Origin of the sequence: Serratia sp. CY40230 (assembly GCF_052168835.1) — a bacterium.
Taxonomy (GTDB): domain Bacteria; phylum Pseudomonadota; class Gammaproteobacteria; order Enterobacterales; family Enterobacteriaceae; genus Serratia; species Serratia nematodiphila.
Genome location: NZ_JBJNLX010000001.1, coordinates 1374775 through 1391278 on the forward strand (window position 1 = coordinate 1374775; position 16504 = coordinate 1391278).

The window sequence follows — 16504 nt, forward strand, 5'->3', positions numbered from 1 at the left end:
TTTATAAAATAAGAAATAGACTAATTCATCGCATCCTTCTGATGTATTTATTCGTCAGACCAAGTCTTTCAGAAAAATCCCATAAAAGGGCGCACGGAGTCCTTTTATTTTCGCAGAGGATTAATTAGCTACGCCATCGCCCGATGCCGATGAGTCGACGCGCCTCAATACGGCAATTCATTATGCCGCGGCCCGGCGGATACGGTGAATAAAGCTCCGTTATCCGACGACATTATCGCACCGGCGAAGTGCGCGTGGTTGCAGAATGCCGTTCTGCGGATAGGCGCAAAGCCGAGATGGAAAACGCCGCGCCTCAGGAAATGAGCCGTAAGCAAAGTGCAGGCGGCTCCGCGCGGGCTGTCCTCTCCGTTCGCGCCTCTCTCAACCCAGCCCTCCTTTCGGATCGGAGGCCGTCTACGGCACAGGGCGCCAAACATCGGGCATAAAAAAACCCGCCGTTAAGCGGGTTTGGTTCTCATGTGCGGTTCACTGACGCCAGCCTACGCCGGACGCGGGATTACTCCCACTCAATCGTCGCCGGCGGCTTGCCGCTGATGTCGTACACCACGCGGGAGATGCCGTCCACTTCGTTGATGATGCGGTTGGAGACGCGGCCGAGGAAGTCATACGGCAGGTGCGCCCAGTGCGCGGTCATGAAGTCGATGGTTTCCACCGCACGCAGGGAGACCACCCAGTCATATTTGCGGCCGTCGCCCATCACGCCGACCGAACGCACCGGCAGGAACACGGTGAACGCCTGGCTGACTTTGTTGTACAGGTCGGCTTTGTGCAGCTCTTCGATGAAGATGGCGTCGGCGCGGCGCAGCAGATCGCAGTACTCTTTCTTCACTTCGCCCAGCACGCGCACGCCCAGACCTGGGCCCGGGAACGGGTGACGGTACAGCATGTCGTACGGCAGGCCCAGCTCCAGGCCGATCTTGCGCACTTCATCTTTGAACAGCTCTTTCAGCGGCTCGACCAGGCCCAGCTTCATCTCTTTCGGCAGGCCGCCCACGTTGTGGTGCGACTTAATCACGTGCGCTTTGCCGGTGGCGGAAGCGGCGGATTCGATCACGTCCGGATAGATGGTGCCCTGCGCCAGCCATTTCACCTGCTCTTGCTTGCAGGCTTCTTCGTCGAACACTTCAACGAACACGCGGCCGATAATTTTACGCTTGGCTTCCGGTTCGTCCACGCCCGCCAGTGCGGTCAGGAAGCGGTTTTCCGCCTCGACGTGCACGATGTTCAGGCCGAAGTGGTCGCCGAACATTTCCATCACCTGCTTGGCTTCGTTCAAGCGCAGCAGGCCGTTGTCGACGAACACGCAGGTCAGGCGTTTGCCGATGGCGCGGTGCAGCAGCATCGCGGTGACGGAGGAGTCAACGCCGCCGGACAGGCCGAGGATCACGTGGTCCTCACCCACCTGCTCGCGGATGCGCTCGACCGCATCTTCGATAATGGTGGCCGGCGTCCACAGGGCTTCACACTGACAGATGTCCAGTACGAAGCGCTCCAGCATGCGCTGGCCCTGACGGGTGTGGGTCACTTCCGGGTGGAATTGCACGCCGTAGAAGCGTTTTTCTTCGTTGGCCATAATGGCGAACGGGCAGGTGTCGGTGCTGGCGACGGTCACGAAGTCGGACGGGATCGCGGTCACTTTGTCGCCGTGGCTCATCCACACGTCCAGCAGCGGTTTGCCGGCCGGGCTGATGGCGTCTTCGATGTCGCGCAGCAGCGCGCTCTCGTTGACGATTTCCACCTGCGCGTAGCCGAACTCGCGTTCGTTGGAACCCTGCACATGGCCACCCAGCTGCATCGCCATGGTCTGCATGCCGTAGCACACGCCGAGCACCGGCACGCCGGCGTTGAACACGTAGTCAGGGGCGCGCGGGCTGCCGGCTTCGGTGGTGCTTTCCGGGCCGCCGGACAGGATGATGCCGCTTGGGTTGAATTCGCGGATCTGCTCTTCGCTAACGTCCCAGGCCCACAGTTCGCAGTAAACGCCGATTTCGCGCACGCGGCGGGCGACCAGTTGGGTGTATTGCGAACCGAAGTCCAGTATGAGGATGCGATGCTTATGGATATTTTGTGTCATGTGAGGCGAATTCCAGCAACAAGAGAAAAAGAGCGAAAATGTATGTTTTCGGGATGGGGCTTGGCGCCCCACCCCGGCCTCTCACTCAGGAGAGGTTAAGGCATCAGCCCATGCGGTAGTTCGGTGACTCTTTGGTGATGGTCACGTCGTGCACGTGGCTTTCCTGAATGCCGGCGCCGCTGATGCGCACGAACTCCGCCTTGGTGCGCAGATCGTCGATGGTGGCGCAGCCGGTCAGGCCCATGCAGGAGCGCAGGCCGCCCATCTGCTGGTGCACGATGGCTTTCAGCATGCCTTTATAGGCCACGCGGCCTTCGATACCTTCCGGCACCAGTTTGTCGGCGGCGTTATCGGTCTGGAAGTAACGGTCGGAAGAGCCTTTGGACATCGCGCCCAGCGAACCCATGCCGCGGTAAGATTTGAACGAACGGCCCTGATACAGCTCGATTTCGCCCGGAGATTCTTCGGTGCCCGCCAGCATGGAGCCAACCATCACGCAAGAGGCGCCCGCGGCGATCGCTTTGGCGATGTCGCCGGAGAAGCGGATGCCACCGTCGGCGATAACCGGAATGCCGGTGCCTTCCAGTGCTTCCACCGCGTCAGCGATGGCGGTGATCTGCGGCACGCCCACGCCGGTCACGATGCGGGTGGTGCAGATGGAGCCAGGGCCGATACCCACTTTCACCGCGCTCACGCCGGCTTCAGCCAGCGCTTTGGCGCCCGCTGCGGTCGCGACGTTGCCGCCGACGATCTGCAGATCCGGGTATTTGGCGCGGGTTTCGCGAATGCGCTGCAACACGCCTTCGGAGTGGCCGTGCGAGGAGTCGATCAGCAGCACGTCAACGCCCGCCGCCACCAGCGCGTCGACGCGCTCTTCGTTGCCGGCGCCGGCGCCGACCGCCGCGCCCACGCGCAGACGGCCGTGCTCGTCTTTACAGGCGTTCGGCTTACGTTCCGCTTTCTGGAAGTCTTTAACGGTGATCATGCCCAGCAGATGGAAGCTGTCGTCCACCACCAGCGCTTTTTCTACGCGCTTTTCGTGCATCTTCTGCAGCACCACGTCGCGCGCTTCACCTTCTTTCACGGTGACCAGGCGATCTTTCGGCGTCATCACCGCAGTCACCGGCTGAGTCAGATCGGTCACGAAGCGCACGTCGCGGCCGGTGATGATGCCGACCAGTTCGTTGTCTTCGGTAACGACCGGGTAACCGGCGAAGCCGTTGCGCGCGGTCAGCTCTTTCACTTCCTGCAGCGTGGTGGCCGGAGTAACGGTCTGCGGGTCGGTGACTACGCCGCTTTCATGTTTCTTCACGCGGCTGACTTCTTCAGCCTGGCGCTCGATGGACATGTTTTTGTGGATGAAGCCCAGGCCGCCTTCCTGCGCCAGCGCGATGGCCAGGCCGGATTCGGTAACGGTATCCATGGCTGCGGACAGCATAGGGATGTTCAGGCGGATGGTTTTGGTCAGTTGAGTGCCGAGCTCTGCAGTGTTAGGCAGAACCGTGGAGTGGGCTGGAACCAGGAGGACGTCGTCAAACGTCAGAGCTTCTTTAGCGATACGTAGCATGGGCAATATCTCACCAGGGTGGGCTGTGAAAAAGATAAAATATTGCCGCGGCATTATACAGAGCGGAATCGGTTGCCTCCAGCACTTTCTTACAAAAAGTCTTGATTACCTTTTTCAGCCATGTAGTATCGACCAATTAAGTGATTGTTTTGAAATTTGATCTGGGTCACATGTCGCTACCTGTTTCGCCTTCCATTTTTACCGTAAGCCGCCTGAATCAGACGGTTCGCCAACTGCTGGAAAGGGAAATGGGGCAGATTTGGCTCTCCGCCGAGATCTCCAACCTCTCCCAGCCCGCCTCTGGCCACTGGTACTTCACGCTGAAGGACGATCGCGCCCAGGTGCGCTGCGCGATGTTCCGCAACAGCAACCGCCGCGTCACCTTCCGGCCGCAAAACGGCCAGCAGGTCCTGGTGCGCGCCAGCATCACGCTGTATGAACCGCGCGGCGACTACCAGCTGATCGCCGAGAGCATGCAGCCCGCCGGCGACGGCCTGCTGCAGCAGCAGTTTGAGCAACTGAAACAGCGCCTGAGCGCCGAAGGGCTGTTCGATCAGCAGTTCAAGCAGCCGCTGCCCGCGCCGGCCAAACGCGTCGGGGTGATCACCTCCGCCAGCGGCGCGGCGCTGCACGATATTCTGCAGGTCTTGCAGCGGCGCGATCCGTCGCTGCCGATCGTCATCTACCCCACCTCGGTGCAGGGCGCGGAAGCGCCGATGCAGATCGTGCGCGCCATCGAGGCCGCCAACCGCCGCGATGAATGCGACGTGCTGATCGTCGGCCGCGGCGGTGGTTCGCTGGAGGATCTGTGGAGCTTCAACGACGAACGCGTGGCGCGAGCGATCTTCGCCAGCCGCATTCCGATCGTCAGCGCCGTCGGCCATGAAACCGACGTCACCATCGCCGACTTCGTTGCCGACCTGCGCGCGCCGACCCCATCCGCCGCCGCCGAACTGGTGAGCCGCAATCAGCTCGAGCTGTTGCGCCAGCTGCAGTCGCAGCAGCAGCGGCTGGAGATGGCGATGGATTACTACCTGGCGCAGCGCCAGCAGCAGTTCACCCGCATTCACCACCGTTTACAGCAGCAGCATCCGCATCTGCGCCTGGCGCGTCAGCAGACGCTGCTGTTCAAGCTGCAGCGCCGGATGGAAGACGGCATGCAGCAACAGCTGCGCCTGGCCGCCCGCCGCAGCGAGCGCGCCCAGCAACGGCTGGCGCAGGTGCAGCCGCAGGGCCGCATTCACCGCTACCAACAGCGCGTGCAGCAGCAGGAATACCGCCTGCAGCAGGCGATGGAGCGCCAGCTCAACGCCTACCGCCAGCGCTTCGGCGTGGCCTGCAGCCAGCTGGAGACCGTCAGCCCGCTGGCGACGCTGGCGCGCGGCTACAGCGTGACGCAAACTCCGCGCGGCGAGCTGCTGAAAACCACCAAGCAGGCACAGGTCGGCGAACTGCTGAAAACCCGTCTGCAGGACGGCTGGGTGGAAAGCGAGGTGAAAACCATCACCGTCGCCAAGAAGCCGCGCAAGAAACGCGCGGCCGAATAGCCCCTACTCCAGCGTAAAGCGCTCGCCCGGTTCGCCGTTCACCCACAGCGCGCGCGTTTCGCCTTCCGGCAGGCTGAGCGTCAGCGTGCGCCAGGCCGGGCAGAAACGCCCTTCCGTCGCGATATCCAGCATGATGCGCTGATGGTCGCAGCGCATTTCCCAGCGCAGCCACAGCGCATCGCCCTGCCGCCAACCGTCGCTTTCGCCGTCGTCCTCAAACAACAGCCCGCTGCTCACGCCGCAGCCCTTGAGCGGAAACAGCCGCAGCTCGCGCCGATCGTCGGCAGCCACGTCCACATGCGCCAGCCGCTGCGACAGCGGCAGCGCCGCCCCGGCGCGCACCAGCAGCGGCAGACGCTCCAACGGCGCCGCCAGCGTCACCGTCTGCCCGCCGCCGAACCACTGGCCGCTGTAGAAGCAGTACCAGCCTTCGCCGTTATCCGGCAGATACACCGATCGGCGACGCTGCCCCGGCTCCACCACGCTGGCCACCAGCAGATCGCGGCCGATCAGAAAATCGTCGTTCTCGCCGAAGGTGCGCACATCCTGTTCGTGATCGAGAAAAGTCGGGCGCAGCATTGGCTCGTCGTCGGCGCAGGCCTGCCACAGCAGAGTGTAGAAATACGGCAGCAGCCGGTAACGCAGGTTGATCGCCTCACGTACCGCCGGGGTAGCGCTCGGGTACATCCAGGGCTCGTTGACCGTGGCGTCGTCGTTCCAGGAGTGGATGGTGAAACGCGGATGCATCACGCCGTTTTGTACCCAGCGCACCAGCAGCTCGGCGTCCGGCTTGTCGCCGGAGAAGCCGCCGACGTCGTGGCCGAGGTTATACAAGCCGGACAGGCTCATGCCCAGCCCCATGCGGATGTTGTAGCGCAGCGTCTGCCAGCTGGTGCGGTTGTCGCCGCTCCAGGTCTGCACGTAGCGCTGCATGCCGGCGCAGCCGGAGCGCGAGATCAGGTACGGCCGCTTCTGCGGCGCGAAGCGCTGCTGGGCCTCCATCGAGGCGCGCATCATCAGCAGCGGCATCACCGGGCGGATGTGCTTGATGGCGATCGGCCGCCCGAAGCCATGGCAGCGCGCTTCGCCATCCCACACTTCGTACTCGTTGTTGTCGTTCCAGGTGGAATCGATGCCCATCTCCAGCAGTTGCTGCGTGACGCCCTGCTGCCACCAGCGCACCGTCGCCGGGTTGGTGAAGTCGAGGTGCGAGCCTTCGTCGTCCCAGAAGCTGGAGCGTTCCGGCGCGTCGCTTTGCGAATCGCGGATAAACAGCCCCTGCGCCGCCACCTCTTGATACTGCGGATGATCCTGCAGCAGGCACGGCTTGATGTTGGCCGCCAGCCTGAGGCCGGCGTCGTGAAACGCCTGGCTCAATTGCTTGGGCTGCGGCACTTTGTCGTAATTCCAGTTGAACACGTAGCGCTTGTTGTTAATCGAGGTGTAGCCCGACGACAGCTGGAAGGAGTCACAGGGGATGGCGTGCTGGCGGCACAGCGCAATGAACTGTTGCAGCTGCTGCTGGGCGTCCGGCGCGTCGGTATAATGCATGGTCGAGCCGCTGTAGCCCAGGCTCCACTTCGGCCCGAAGTGGGTGCGGCCGGTCAGGCGCACGAAGGCCTTGGTGACGTCCAAAACCTTCGGCCCGAGGAACAGGTAGTAATCCAGATCGCCCGCTTCGGCCTGATAGCGGCGATAGGCCGCGTGGTAATTGTCGATCTCGTTGCCCAGATCCAGCCAGCAGCTGCTCAGGTTGTCGTAGAACAGACCGAAGCTCGCCTCCGGCCCACGGGTGATGGTGAACGGAATGTGCTTGTACAGCGGATCGGTGCTGGCGGCGTTGTACCCCATGGCGTCCAGGTTGCGCATCTCGAAGCGGCGGCCGGTGCGCTCCAGATCGCCGGCTTTCTCCCCCAGGCCGTAATAGCGCTCATCGGCGAAGCGGCGCTGGTAGTGCGCCACGCCGTCGCCGTGCGCATTGAGCAGGTAGGCGCTGGTCGGCCGATCCGCCGCCAGCGGCCGCCACTCGCCGGCGGCATTGCAATGCTCCCATTCCAACCACAGCGGCTGATGCACCGTCACGCGCAGCAGCGGCGTGCTGACCACCAGCCGATCGCTCTCCTGGCGCAGCTGATAGCCCGGCAGGCTGAAACCGGCGACGCTGAGCCGATCGCGCCCCTCCCAGGGCACATCCTCCTGCGGCGCGATGCTCCAGGTACGATCCAGCGCCAGCTCACCCTCACGTTTGATCAACACGCGGAACAGACCGTCTTCCAGCACGTACAGGCAGAAACGGTGGCGTTCATCGACCAGCAGCTCGACGTGGTCGGCATGCTGCGCCGCCAGCGTCCAATTTTTCAAGGTTTTCATAAATATTCCACTTAGCTGTGTGAAGGGGTTTTCTTACCGCCGCGCTCGGCGATCAGGGCAATCAGGAACACAGCGCCGATCAGATCGAAGAAGCCCATCGCGATGAACAGCGGGTTGAAGCCGATGGTGTCGGACACCGCGCCGATCAGGAGCGTGAACAGGAAGCTGGCGATCCAGGCGCTGGAACCGCGCATGCCGTTGACCGTCGCCATCTGGTTTTTATCGAACGACTCCACCACCAGGGCGCTGAGCATGCAGGAGATCACCTGGTGGCCGAAACCGCCGATCGAGATCAGCGCGATCGCCACATAGGGATCTTGGGTGATCGCCACGAACGCCAACGACACCATCAGGAAAGCGCCGGTCACCGAGCTGGCGACCACCGAGTTGACGCGGCTGCAGCCGAACCATTTGCGGTACAGGGTGGTGAGATAGCCGCTGGCGACGCTGCCGATATCCGCCGCCAGGAAAGGCAGCCAGGCGAACATCGCGATCTGTTTCAGATCCATGCCGCGTTCGGTGGCCAGGTACAGCGGCACCCAGAAACTGAATACCGCCCAGGCCGGCTCGGCGAGAAAGGCCGGGATGGCGATGCCGTAAAACTTCTTGTTCTTGCACAGGCTGGCCAGCGAAGTGAAAAACGGCAGCTTCGGCAACACCGGCTCGTTGTCTTCGCGGATCAGATCCAGCTCTTGCTGGCTGAGGTTCGGGTGCTGCTGCGGCGAGTGGTAGAACAGCCACCACAGCACGACCCAGATCAGCGCCAGCCCGCCGGAGAACAGGAACGCCCCCTGCCAGCCGAAGGAGACGTGAGCGATGACGATGATCGGCGGCGCCAGCATGGCGCCGATGGAGAAACCGACGCCCGCCCAGCCGGCGGCGATCGGCCGCTCCTTTTTCGGGAACCAGTCGGAGATCGCCTTGGCGTTGGCCGGGGTAGCCGCCGCCTCCGCGCCCCCCATGAAGAAGCGCAGAATGGCCAGTTGCAGCCAGCTGCCGGCGCCGGCGTGCAGCATACATACCACCGCCCAAATGCTGGCGCAGATCAGAAAGCCCATCTTCAGGCCGATAACGTCGATCAGCCAGCCGCAGATCGGCTGGAACACCGTGTAGGCCAGCTGGAACGACGCCACTACCCAGGCATATTGCTCGGTGCTCATGTTCAGGCTGGTTTTCAGCTCCGGCGCCAGAATGCCCAGCGAGTTGCGGGTGATGTAGTTGACCGTGACGCCCAGCAAGAACAGCGCCAGCATCCACCAGCGCAGCGATTTAAACTTGCGCCGCCCGCTCTGCGCGACCGCCTGATTGATCTCCACACTCATCAGTTCTCTCCCCGCGGCCGCCGGCTATGGCGACGCGCGTTTTGGTAGGGTACGTTGTGCTAGCAAACACGGGACGGTGAAAACGGAACGGTGCCGCATCATTGGCCGACAGACAATCACAACCCCATGATTTATTTTTTGTTTTCTTTTTCGCACACCGTTAAAATTGGACTGACAGGTCGTTAAAATTGGTGTACCAATGCAGACTACTCAGCGATAGCGCACAGCGAAACGGGGTTTTTTGCAAAGATTTTCACGAGAGGGTGAAAAAACAGCCATAATGACCGATAAATCCGGTCAAGACGCTGAAAATCCGCAGTGAAAATATTCTCATGGACGAATTTGAAGGAGATCACAAAATGAACGGAAAGCTGAAAATCCAGGAGATCGCCCGCCAAACCGGGCTGTCGATCAGCACCGTTTCCCGCGTGCTGGCCGGCAAGGCCAACACCAGCGCCGAGGCGCGCCGCAAGGTGCTGGACTGTGCGCAGCAAAACGGCATTCTGCAGGGCATTTCCAGCGGCCGGCTGATGCTGAACAACGTGATGGTGTTCGCGCCGCAGCGCGCGTTCGACGTGCGCACCGACATCTTCTACTACAAGGTCATTCAGGGCATTGCCGCCGCGCTGATGCAGCACGAGGTGCGCATCCGCTACTGCGGGCTGGAAGAGCAGCACAGCGACGGCGCGCTGTTTCTGGAAAAGATGAGCGATCCGCACACCGAAGCGGCGCTGATCATCGGCATCGACGACGAGCATATCCACACCCTGGCGGCCGATCTGCACAAACCTTGCGTGCTGATCAACTGCAGCGATCGGCAGATGCGGCTGGACAGCGTCTCGCCGGATCATCAGTTGATCGGTGATTACTCCGCCAGCTACCTGTTCCAGCAGGGGCACAGCCATATTCTCAACCTGCAGTGTCTGCGCCGCCACACCATGGAGCTGCGTCTGGCGGGCATCCGGCAGGCCTACGCCCGGCATCATCTGCCGTTCGACGACGGCCGCCATCTGGTCACCACCTCCGGCTTCGGCAGCGAAGAGGCCGAGCAGGCGCTGACCACCTATCTCGATGGCATCCACGGCCACGCCCCGCTGCCGACGGCGATCCTGGCCGGCGGCGACTACATGGCGGTCGGGGCGGTCAAGGCGCTCAACAAGCGAGGGCTGAACGTGCCGGGCGACGTGTCGGTGATGAGCACCGACGGCTTCAACCTGGCGGAAATCCATGATGTGCCGCTGACCTCGGTGCAGGTGCCGCGCGACGAACTGGGTTACGAGGCGATCCAACTGCTGCAGCGGCGCATGCTGCGCGCCGACGCACCGCCGTGCAATCTGCTGCTGCACGGCCGGCTGGCGGTACGCGCCTCGGTGCGGCGCATCAGCCCGCACAAGACTGCGCCGGCGGTGAGCACGCATGACCACAGGCTTTATGACGAGTAGGCTACACTTAGGCACAGTGCATTCATTCGATGAGGTAAAATTTTTTGCCTAAGGAGAGCCACTATGCCAGCCCAGCGCATGCGTTCCGTCATTCCTCCCTACATGCTGCGCCGCATCATTGAACACGGCAACGCCCCGCAGCGCGACTGCGCGCTGCACACCCTGAACCACGTGCAAAGCCTGCTCGGCAACAAGCCGCTGCGTTCACCGACCGAGAAAAACGCTCGAGCCGGCGAAGCGCTCCGCGATATCTACGACGCCCAGAACGGCACCCAACTGCCCGGCAAACAGGTGCGTAAAGAGGGCCAGCCCAGCAACCACGACGTGGCGGTGGACGAAGCCTACGACTACCTCGGCGTCACCTACGATTTCTTCTGGCAGGCCTACCGACGCAACTCACTGGATAACCAGGGGCTGCCGCTGGTCGGCAGCGTGCACTACGGCAAGGAGTACCAGAACGCTTTCTGGAACGGTCAGCAGATGGTGTTCGGCGACGGCGACGGCGAGATTTTCAACCGTTTCACCATCGCCATCGACGTGGTCGGCCACGAGCTGGCGCACGGCGTGACCGAGAGTGAAGCCGGGCTGATCTACTACCAGCAGTCCGGGGCGCTCAACGAATCGCTGTCCGACGTATTCGGCTCGCTGGTCAAGCAGTTCCACCTGCAGCAAACCGCCGATAAAGCCGACTGGCTGATCGGCGCCGGGCTGCTCGCCGAGGGCATCAAAGGCAAAGGGCTGCGCTCGATGTCGGCGCCCGGCACCGCCTACGATGACCCGCTGCTGGGCAAAGACCCGCAACCCGCCAGCATGAAGGATTATATCCAGACCAAGGAAGACAACGGCGGCGTGCACCTCAACTCCGGCATCCCCAACCGCGCCTTCTATCTGGCGGCGACGGCGCTCGGCGGCTTCGCCTGGGAGAAAGCCGGCTACGTCTGGTATGACACGGTATGCGACAAAGCGCTGCCGCAAAATGCCGATTTCGCCACCTTCGCCCGCGCCACGGTGAAACATGCGCAAGCGCGTTTCGACCAGAGCGTGGCGGACAAGGTGCAGCAAGCCTGGCATCAGGTGGGGGTGGAATAATGAAACCGCTGCCGACGCTCAATCAGGATACGGTCATTGAGCTGGCGCGCGAGGGAGGCTTCGCCTACATTCCCAAACTGGCGGGCCAGCGCCGCATCGCGCTGGCCGATATCACGCCGGAGCAGCGGCAGCGCCTGAATCAGCTGCTGAACCAGACGCTGCCCTATGCGCAGGAAGAAGGCCAGCCCAACTCCCCCGGCTGCGGCGACCAACGCTACTACCGCATACAGATCAACTACACCAGCCCCACCCTGAGCACCGAGATCGTGCTGTTAATCCCGGAAAGCAGCGCGCCGCAGGCGCTGGTGGATCTGTGGAAAACCGGCCAGGTGGATGAGTGAGGGCTTACAGCGGCTGATAGCTGAAATTCACCCGCTTTTTGGAGATTAGCCCGTGCCCGTTCTGGCACAGGTAATCCACCGCCCCGCAGGCTTTCAATTCTTGCAGCGGCTGCCCGCACTCCGGGCAGCTCGCCAGCTGCCGATAATCGCGGAGGCAGACTTCACAATGGTAGTGACCCGCTACCCAATTCATGGTCTGACGACAGTGCGGACAGTGCGCATCCATAACGGCTCCCAGGTTAAATCGCGCCCCATGAGCGCAAAAAATAGATCCCCAACGCGGTGGTGAAGAACGATCCGACGGTGGTGATGGCAATAATGTTGGCCGCCAGCGTGGCGTTGCCGCCCATGGCGCGCGTCATCACATAGCTGCCCGAAGCGGTCGGCGTGGCGGAAAACAGGAAGATAATCCCCAGCGCCGCCCCCTGAAACCCGCACAGCCAGCCGGCCAGCGTCATCAGGCACGGCACCAGAAACAGCTTGGCCGCCGACGACAGCGCCGCCACGTTGGACGAACGGAACATGGCGCGAAAATCCAGGCTGGCGCCGGTGCACAGCAGCGCCAACGGCAGCGACAGCGCGGAGATATAGCTGCCGGTCTGGCGGATCACGGCCGGGATGCCCAGCCCGGTTTGCGCATACAGCAACCCGCACACCAGGCCGATGATCAACGGATTGGTGACGATGCTGCGCAGCAGCGACAGGTGGCTGATTTTCTTGCCCTGCCCGCCCTGCAGGCTGCGCGTGAGGGTGATGACCGACAGTATATTGAACAGGATCACCGTCACCGTCAGGTACAGCGAGGCGAGCGCAATGCCTTCGCTGCCGTAGGCGGTCATGGCGTAGGCCAGGCCGACGATGGCGGTATTGGCGCGGAAGCCGCCCTGCACGAATACCCCACGCTCACGCGGTTCTTTCACCAACCACCTGGCCGCCAGCTCCAAAAGCAGGAAGGTCGCCAGCGTGCCGACCGCGCCGAACAGCACCAGCGGCAGGTTGCCGAGCAGCTGCGGATGGTTGGTGGCGATGCTGAAAAACAGCAGGCACGGCAGCGCCAGATTGAACACCAGGCGGGTCGCACCGTCGACGAAGCGGTCATCCATCAGGCGCCAATGGCGCAGCAGGATCCCCAGCAGCATCATCAGCAGATTCGGCACGGTGACGTTAAACGCAAAACTCCAGGTTTCCCAGGACATGGTGTTCCTTCAGGCAGGCGAGGTAATCTTCAGATAATAAAACGATTTCGGGCCAATAAAAAAGGGCGCGGCATCACTGCCGCGCCCCTCATGAGCGATTACTTGCTCTTTTTCAGGTGGCTCATCAGGCGCTTGCGCTTACGCATCTGGGTCGGCGTCAGCAGGTTGCGTTTGCCGGCGAACGGGTTGTCACCCTCTTTGAACTGGATGCGGATCGGCGTCCCCATCACGTTCAGCGAGCGGCGGAAGTAGTTCATCAGATAGCGTTTGTACGAATCGGACAGATCGCTGACCTGGTTGCCGTGGATCACCACGATCGGCGGGTTGTAACCGCCGGCATGGGCATATTTCAGCTTCACGCGGCGGCCGCGCACCAACGGCGGCTGGTGATCGTCAACCGCCATCTGCATGATTTTGGTCAGCATCGAGGTGTTCACGCGGCGGGTTGCGCACTCGTAGGCTTCCTGTACCGATTCGAACAGGTTGCCGACGCCGCTGCCGTGCAGGGCGGAAATGAAGTGCACGCGCGCGAAGTCGACGAAGCCCAGACGCAGATCGAGCATCTCTTTCACGTGCTCGCGATCTTCTTCGCTCATGCCGTCCCACTTGTTGACCGCAATCACCAGTGAGCGCCCACTATTGAGGATAAAGCCGAGCAGCGAGAGGTCCTGATCGGAAATGCCTTCACGCGCGTCAATCACCAGCAGCACCACGTTGGCGTCTTCAATCGCCTGCAGGGTCTTGATCACCGAGAATTTCTCGACGGTTTCGGTCACCTTGCCGCGTTTGCGCACCCCGGCGGTATCGATCAGCACGTATTCGCGTTCGTCGCGCACCATCGGAATGTAGATGCTGTCGCGGGTGGTGCCCGGCATGTCGTACACCACCACGCGCTCCTCGCCGAGGATGCGGTTAGTGAGCGTAGACTTACCGACGTTCGGGCGGCCGACGATCGCCAGCTTGATCGGCAGATCCTGCGGATTGAACGCTTCTTCCGGCTCTTCGTCTTCTTCGCCTTCCAGCGTTTCACCGTTTTGCTCAGCCCAGTAAGCGGCGTTGGCCTCTTCCTCGGTCAGCTCGACGTCTTCCGGTTTTTCCGGCACGAACGGCACCAGCACGTGTTCAATCAGCTGGGTCACGCCGCGGCCGTGAGAAGCGGCGATAGCGAACACTTCACCCAGGCCAAGCGAATAGAAATCGGCGGTGGCGGTGTCCGGATCCAGGCCGTCGGTCTTGTTGGCCACCAGGAAGGTCGCCTTCTGGCGGCTGCGCAGGTGCTGGGCAATGCCCTGATCCGCCGGCATCAGGCCGGCGCGGGCGTCGACCATGAACAGCACGATGTCCGCTTCTTCGATCGCCAGCAGCGACTGACCGGCCATGCGCGTTTCTACGCCGTCTTCGGTGCCGTCGATGCCGCCGGTATCGACGATGATGAATTCATTGCCTTCGATTTCAGCACGACCATACTTGCGGTCACGCGTCAGCCCCGGGAAATCCGCCACCAGCGCATCACGCGTATGGGTTAAACGGTTGAACAAGGTGGATTTACCCACATTCGGGCGCCCGACCAGCGCGACGACAGGTATCATTGTTGAAGCCTCATTACTTAATAATCAATGCGTTACTGCACTGTGGATAGACACCAGCGGTACAGCTTATAAAAATACGAAACGGCCCCTGAACATTCAGGAGCCGTTTTCAAGCCATGCGACGAGCGGCGTTAGCGGGTGAAAGCGTAAACTTTCCCACCGCGAGCCTGGATGATCAGCTTGTCGCTGGCCACCATCGGCGCAGACAGGAAGCCGGAGCTGTCCACTTCCTGCTGGGCGACAAAACGGCCATCGGTGGTGTTGATCCAGTGCAGATAACCTTCGGCGTCACCGGTCACCAGATAACCATTATACATCACCGGCGGCGTCAGGTTGCGGTGCAGCAGATCGCTCTGCGTCCACACGGTCACGCCGCCTTCGGTGCTGAGCGCCACCACGCGATCGTTCTGGTCGATCAGGTAGATGCGGCCCGCGTCGACGATGAAATCATTCACCGAACCCAGCTCGCGTTTCCAGATAATCTGGCCGGAACGCAGATCCAGCGCCGTCAGGTTGCCGTTGTAACCCAGCGCGTAGACCACGCCGTCAACGATCACCGGCGTGGTGTCCACGTCGTTCAGACGATCGATTTCGGTCGCGCCGCTCGGCTGAGAAATACGCTGTTGCCAGATAATCTGGCCCTGCTGCATCAGCACCGCACTGACGCGGCCGTTGTCACCGCCGACGATGGCGGCGCCAAAAGCGACGGCCGGCGCGGATTCACCGCGCAGCGACAGCGAAGGCATGTCCAGGTTAACCGTCCACTTCACCGCGCCGTCGGCTTCGTTCAGCGCCTGCAGCATGCCGTTGGAGGTGTGCACCAACACCATGCCGTCGCTGACAACCGGACGGGAGATCGCTTCGCCGGCCACTTTGGTCTGCCAGGCGATGGCGCCGTCGGCGGTGTTCAATGCGTAAACCACCGCTTTTTCGCTGCCGACGTAAACCTTGTTGCCCGCGACCGTCAGGCCGCCCGACAGCAGCGCAGACAGGTTGCTGGAGAAGAAACCGGTCTTCTCGGAGAGATTGACCTTCCACTTCTCGTTACCGCTGTCGGCGTCCATCGCTTTCACGATGCCGAAGCGATCGGCGGCGTAAATGGTGCTGTCCTGATAGGCCGGACGCAGGTGGGAGTAATACTCACCGATGCCGTCGCCCACCGAGGTGCTCCACGCCTTGTTCGGCGTAAACTGATTTTCAACTTTCGGCAACGGCGACATGGTAACCACGTCTTCTTCGCTGTTGAACAGCGAGCAACCACTCAGCAAGGCAGCGGAAACCAGTCCGACCAAGAGTGTTTTACGCAATTGCATGGGAATTCCCCTTAGCTGGACAAGTTATTCAATTTCATGCGCAGCAGAACCTGCAGCGCCTGAGAAGCGTTGGACTCAATGCCTTTGCTGTAAGCTTCGCGCGCGCCCTTGGCGTCGCCCTTGGCCAGCAGCACGTCGCCGCGCACATCCTGCATCATCGCCGCCCAACCTTCGCCTTTCACGCCATCCAGCGTTTTCAGCGCTTCATCCAGCTTTTTCTCCTGCAGCTGGACGCGCGCCAGACGCAGGTCGATCATCGCCAACAGGTTGTCGTCTTTGGTCTGGCCCTGCGCCAGCGCCAGTTGCTGTTCCGCCTTGGCGAAATCATTCTGTTCGACAAAGTGCTTGGCCAACTGCAACGCGGCCAATACGCCGTAGCTGTTGCTGTTAGCCTGGACAAATTTCTCCGCGGCGGCCACGTCATCCGGTTTGCCGGCCGCCAGACGATCGCTGGCTTCCTGATAGGATTGCGATGCAGCCATCATGTTGGAGTTTTCATGGCTCTGCCAGTAACGCCAGCCAACCAGGGCACCAATTCCGAGCACCACGCCCACCGCCAGCGCTTTGCCGTTTTCGGCAAAGAACCGACGCAGTGCGTCGACTTGTTCGTTTTCAGTGGTATAGACTTCCACG

The 16504-nt window shown here is 61.8% G+C and carries 13 protein-coding genes; 4 read left to right on the top strand and 9 right to left on the bottom strand.

Annotated elements, in window-relative coordinates; genetic code table 11:
• Positions 1-517: 517 nt before the first annotated feature.
• Both guaA and guaB read right to left on the bottom strand, forming a co-directional pair.
• Positions 518-2095: a glutamine-hydrolyzing GMP synthase gene (gene guaA, locus ACJ8IJ_RS06480; RefSeq protein WP_021504498.1), complete on the bottom strand. Its 1578-nt coding sequence runs from the start codon at positions 2093-2095 to the stop codon at positions 518-520.
• 103 nt (positions 2096-2198) lie between these two features.
• A complete protein-coding gene (gene guaB / locus ACJ8IJ_RS06485) occupies positions 2199-3662 on the bottom strand; it encodes an IMP dehydrogenase (protein WP_004941460.1) in 1464 nt (487 codons plus the stop codon).
• A 170-nt stretch (positions 3663-3832) separates the two neighbouring features.
• On the opposite strand from guaB, the gene xseA reads away from it, so the two are divergent.
• The gene (gene xseA, locus ACJ8IJ_RS06490; RefSeq protein WP_004941456.1) at positions 3833-5209 is read left to right on the top strand and encodes an exodeoxyribonuclease VII large subunit; all 1377 of its coding nucleotides are present in this window, start codon (positions 3833-3835) and stop codon (positions 5207-5209) included.
• A 3-nt stretch (positions 5210-5212) separates the two neighbouring features.
• On the opposite strand, the gene ACJ8IJ_RS06495 is transcribed toward xseA, so the two are convergent.
• Together ACJ8IJ_RS06495 and ACJ8IJ_RS06500 are read right to left on the bottom strand one after the other, a co-directional pair.
• On the bottom strand, positions 5213-7579 hold the full coding sequence (locus tag ACJ8IJ_RS06495) for a glycoside hydrolase family 31 protein (RefSeq protein WP_442518367.1): 2367 nt from the start codon (positions 7577-7579) through the stop codon (positions 5213-5215).
• Between the two features lie 11 nt (positions 7580-7590).
• A complete protein-coding gene (locus ACJ8IJ_RS06500; protein WP_004941453.1) occupies positions 7591-8901 on the bottom strand; it encodes an MFS transporter in 1311 nt (436 codons plus the stop codon).
• 359 nt (positions 8902-9260) lie between these two features.
• Between ACJ8IJ_RS06500 and ACJ8IJ_RS06505 the strand changes: the two genes are divergently transcribed.
• The 3 genes from ACJ8IJ_RS06505 (at position 9261) to ACJ8IJ_RS06515 (ending at position 11773) form a co-directional block, all read left to right on the top strand.
• Positions 9261-10343, top strand: coding sequence for a LacI family DNA-binding transcriptional regulator (locus ACJ8IJ_RS06505; protein WP_442518368.1), 1083 nt, complete (start codon positions 9261-9263; stop codon positions 10341-10343).
• Between the two features lie 63 nt (positions 10344-10406).
• Entirely contained in the window at positions 10407-11432 is a 1026-nt protein-coding gene (locus tag ACJ8IJ_RS06510) for a M4 family metallopeptidase (protein WP_049186741.1), read from the top strand.
• Complete coding sequence (locus tag ACJ8IJ_RS06515; protein ID WP_004941448.1) at positions 11432-11773, top strand: protealysin inhibitor emfourin; 342 nt, start codon at positions 11432-11434, stop codon at positions 11771-11773. The genes ACJ8IJ_RS06510 and ACJ8IJ_RS06515 overlap by 1 nt, the downstream gene beginning before the upstream one ends.
• Positions 11774-11777: 4 nt before the next feature.
• Here ACJ8IJ_RS06515 and ACJ8IJ_RS06520 read toward each other — a convergent pair whose 3' ends face one another.
• From ACJ8IJ_RS06520 to ACJ8IJ_RS06540, 5 genes are all read right to left on the bottom strand, one after another.
• Positions 11778-11999, bottom strand: coding sequence for a zinc ribbon domain-containing protein (locus ACJ8IJ_RS06520; RefSeq protein WP_442518369.1), 222 nt, complete (start codon positions 11997-11999; stop codon positions 11778-11780).
• 13 nt (positions 12000-12012) lie between these two features.
• Positions 12013-12969, bottom strand: a complete 957-nt coding sequence (locus ACJ8IJ_RS06525; RefSeq protein ID WP_004941444.1) for an AEC family transporter — start codon at positions 12967-12969, stop codon at positions 12013-12015.
• A 98-nt stretch (positions 12970-13067) separates the two neighbouring features.
• A complete protein-coding gene (gene der / locus ACJ8IJ_RS06530) occupies positions 13068-14558 on the bottom strand; it encodes a ribosome biogenesis GTPase Der (RefSeq protein ID WP_015378774.1) in 1491 nt (496 codons plus the stop codon).
• Between the two features lie 131 nt (positions 14559-14689).
• Positions 14690-15871, bottom strand: a complete 1182-nt coding sequence (bamB, locus tag ACJ8IJ_RS06535) for an outer membrane protein assembly factor BamB (RefSeq protein ID WP_442518370.1) — start codon at positions 15869-15871, stop codon at positions 14690-14692.
• A gap of 11 nt (positions 15872-15882) precedes the next feature.
• Positions 15883-16503, bottom strand: coding sequence for a YfgM family protein (locus tag ACJ8IJ_RS06540; RefSeq protein WP_019452355.1), 621 nt, complete (start codon positions 16501-16503; stop codon positions 15883-15885).
• Position 16504 lies beyond the last annotated feature (1 nt).

Coding starts and splice junctions, on each gene's coding strand:
- bamB (WP_442518370.1), bottom strand. CDS start 15,871: ATGCAATTGCGTAAAACACTCTTGGTCGGACTGGTTTCCGCTGCCTTG.
- xseA (WP_004941456.1), top strand. CDS start 3,833: ATGTCGCTACCTGTTTCGCCTTCCATTTTTACCGTAAGCCGCCTGAAT.
- ACJ8IJ_RS06515 (WP_004941448.1), top strand. CDS start 11,432: ATGAAACCGCTGCCGACGCTCAATCAGGATACGGTCATTGAGCTGGCG.
- der (WP_015378774.1), bottom strand. CDS start 14,558: ATGATACCTGTCGTCGCGCTGGTCGGGCGCCCGAATGTGGGTAAATCC.
- ACJ8IJ_RS06500 (WP_004941453.1), bottom strand. CDS start 8,901: ATGAGTGTGGAGATCAATCAGGCGGTCGCGCAGAGCGGGCGGCGCAAG.
- guaA (WP_021504498.1), bottom strand. CDS start 2,095: ATGACACAAAATATCCATAAGCATCGCATCCTCATACTGGACTTCGGT.
- ACJ8IJ_RS06510 (WP_049186741.1), top strand. CDS start 10,407: ATGCCAGCCCAGCGCATGCGTTCCGTCATTCCTCCCTACATGCTGCGC.
- ACJ8IJ_RS06505 (WP_442518368.1), top strand. CDS start 9,261: ATGAACGGAAAGCTGAAAATCCAGGAGATCGCCCGCCAAACCGGGCTG.
- ACJ8IJ_RS06525 (WP_004941444.1), bottom strand. CDS start 12,969: ATGTCCTGGGAAACCTGGAGTTTTGCGTTTAACGTCACCGTGCCGAAT.
- ACJ8IJ_RS06520 (WP_442518369.1), bottom strand. CDS start 11,999: ATGGATGCGCACTGTCCGCACTGTCGTCAGACCATGAATTGGGTAGCG.
- ACJ8IJ_RS06495 (WP_442518367.1), bottom strand. CDS start 7,579: ATGAAAACCTTGAAAAATTGGACGCTGGCGGCGCAGCATGCCGACCAC.
- guaB (WP_004941460.1), bottom strand. CDS start 3,662: ATGCTACGTATCGCTAAAGAAGCTCTGACGTTTGACGACGTCCTCCTG.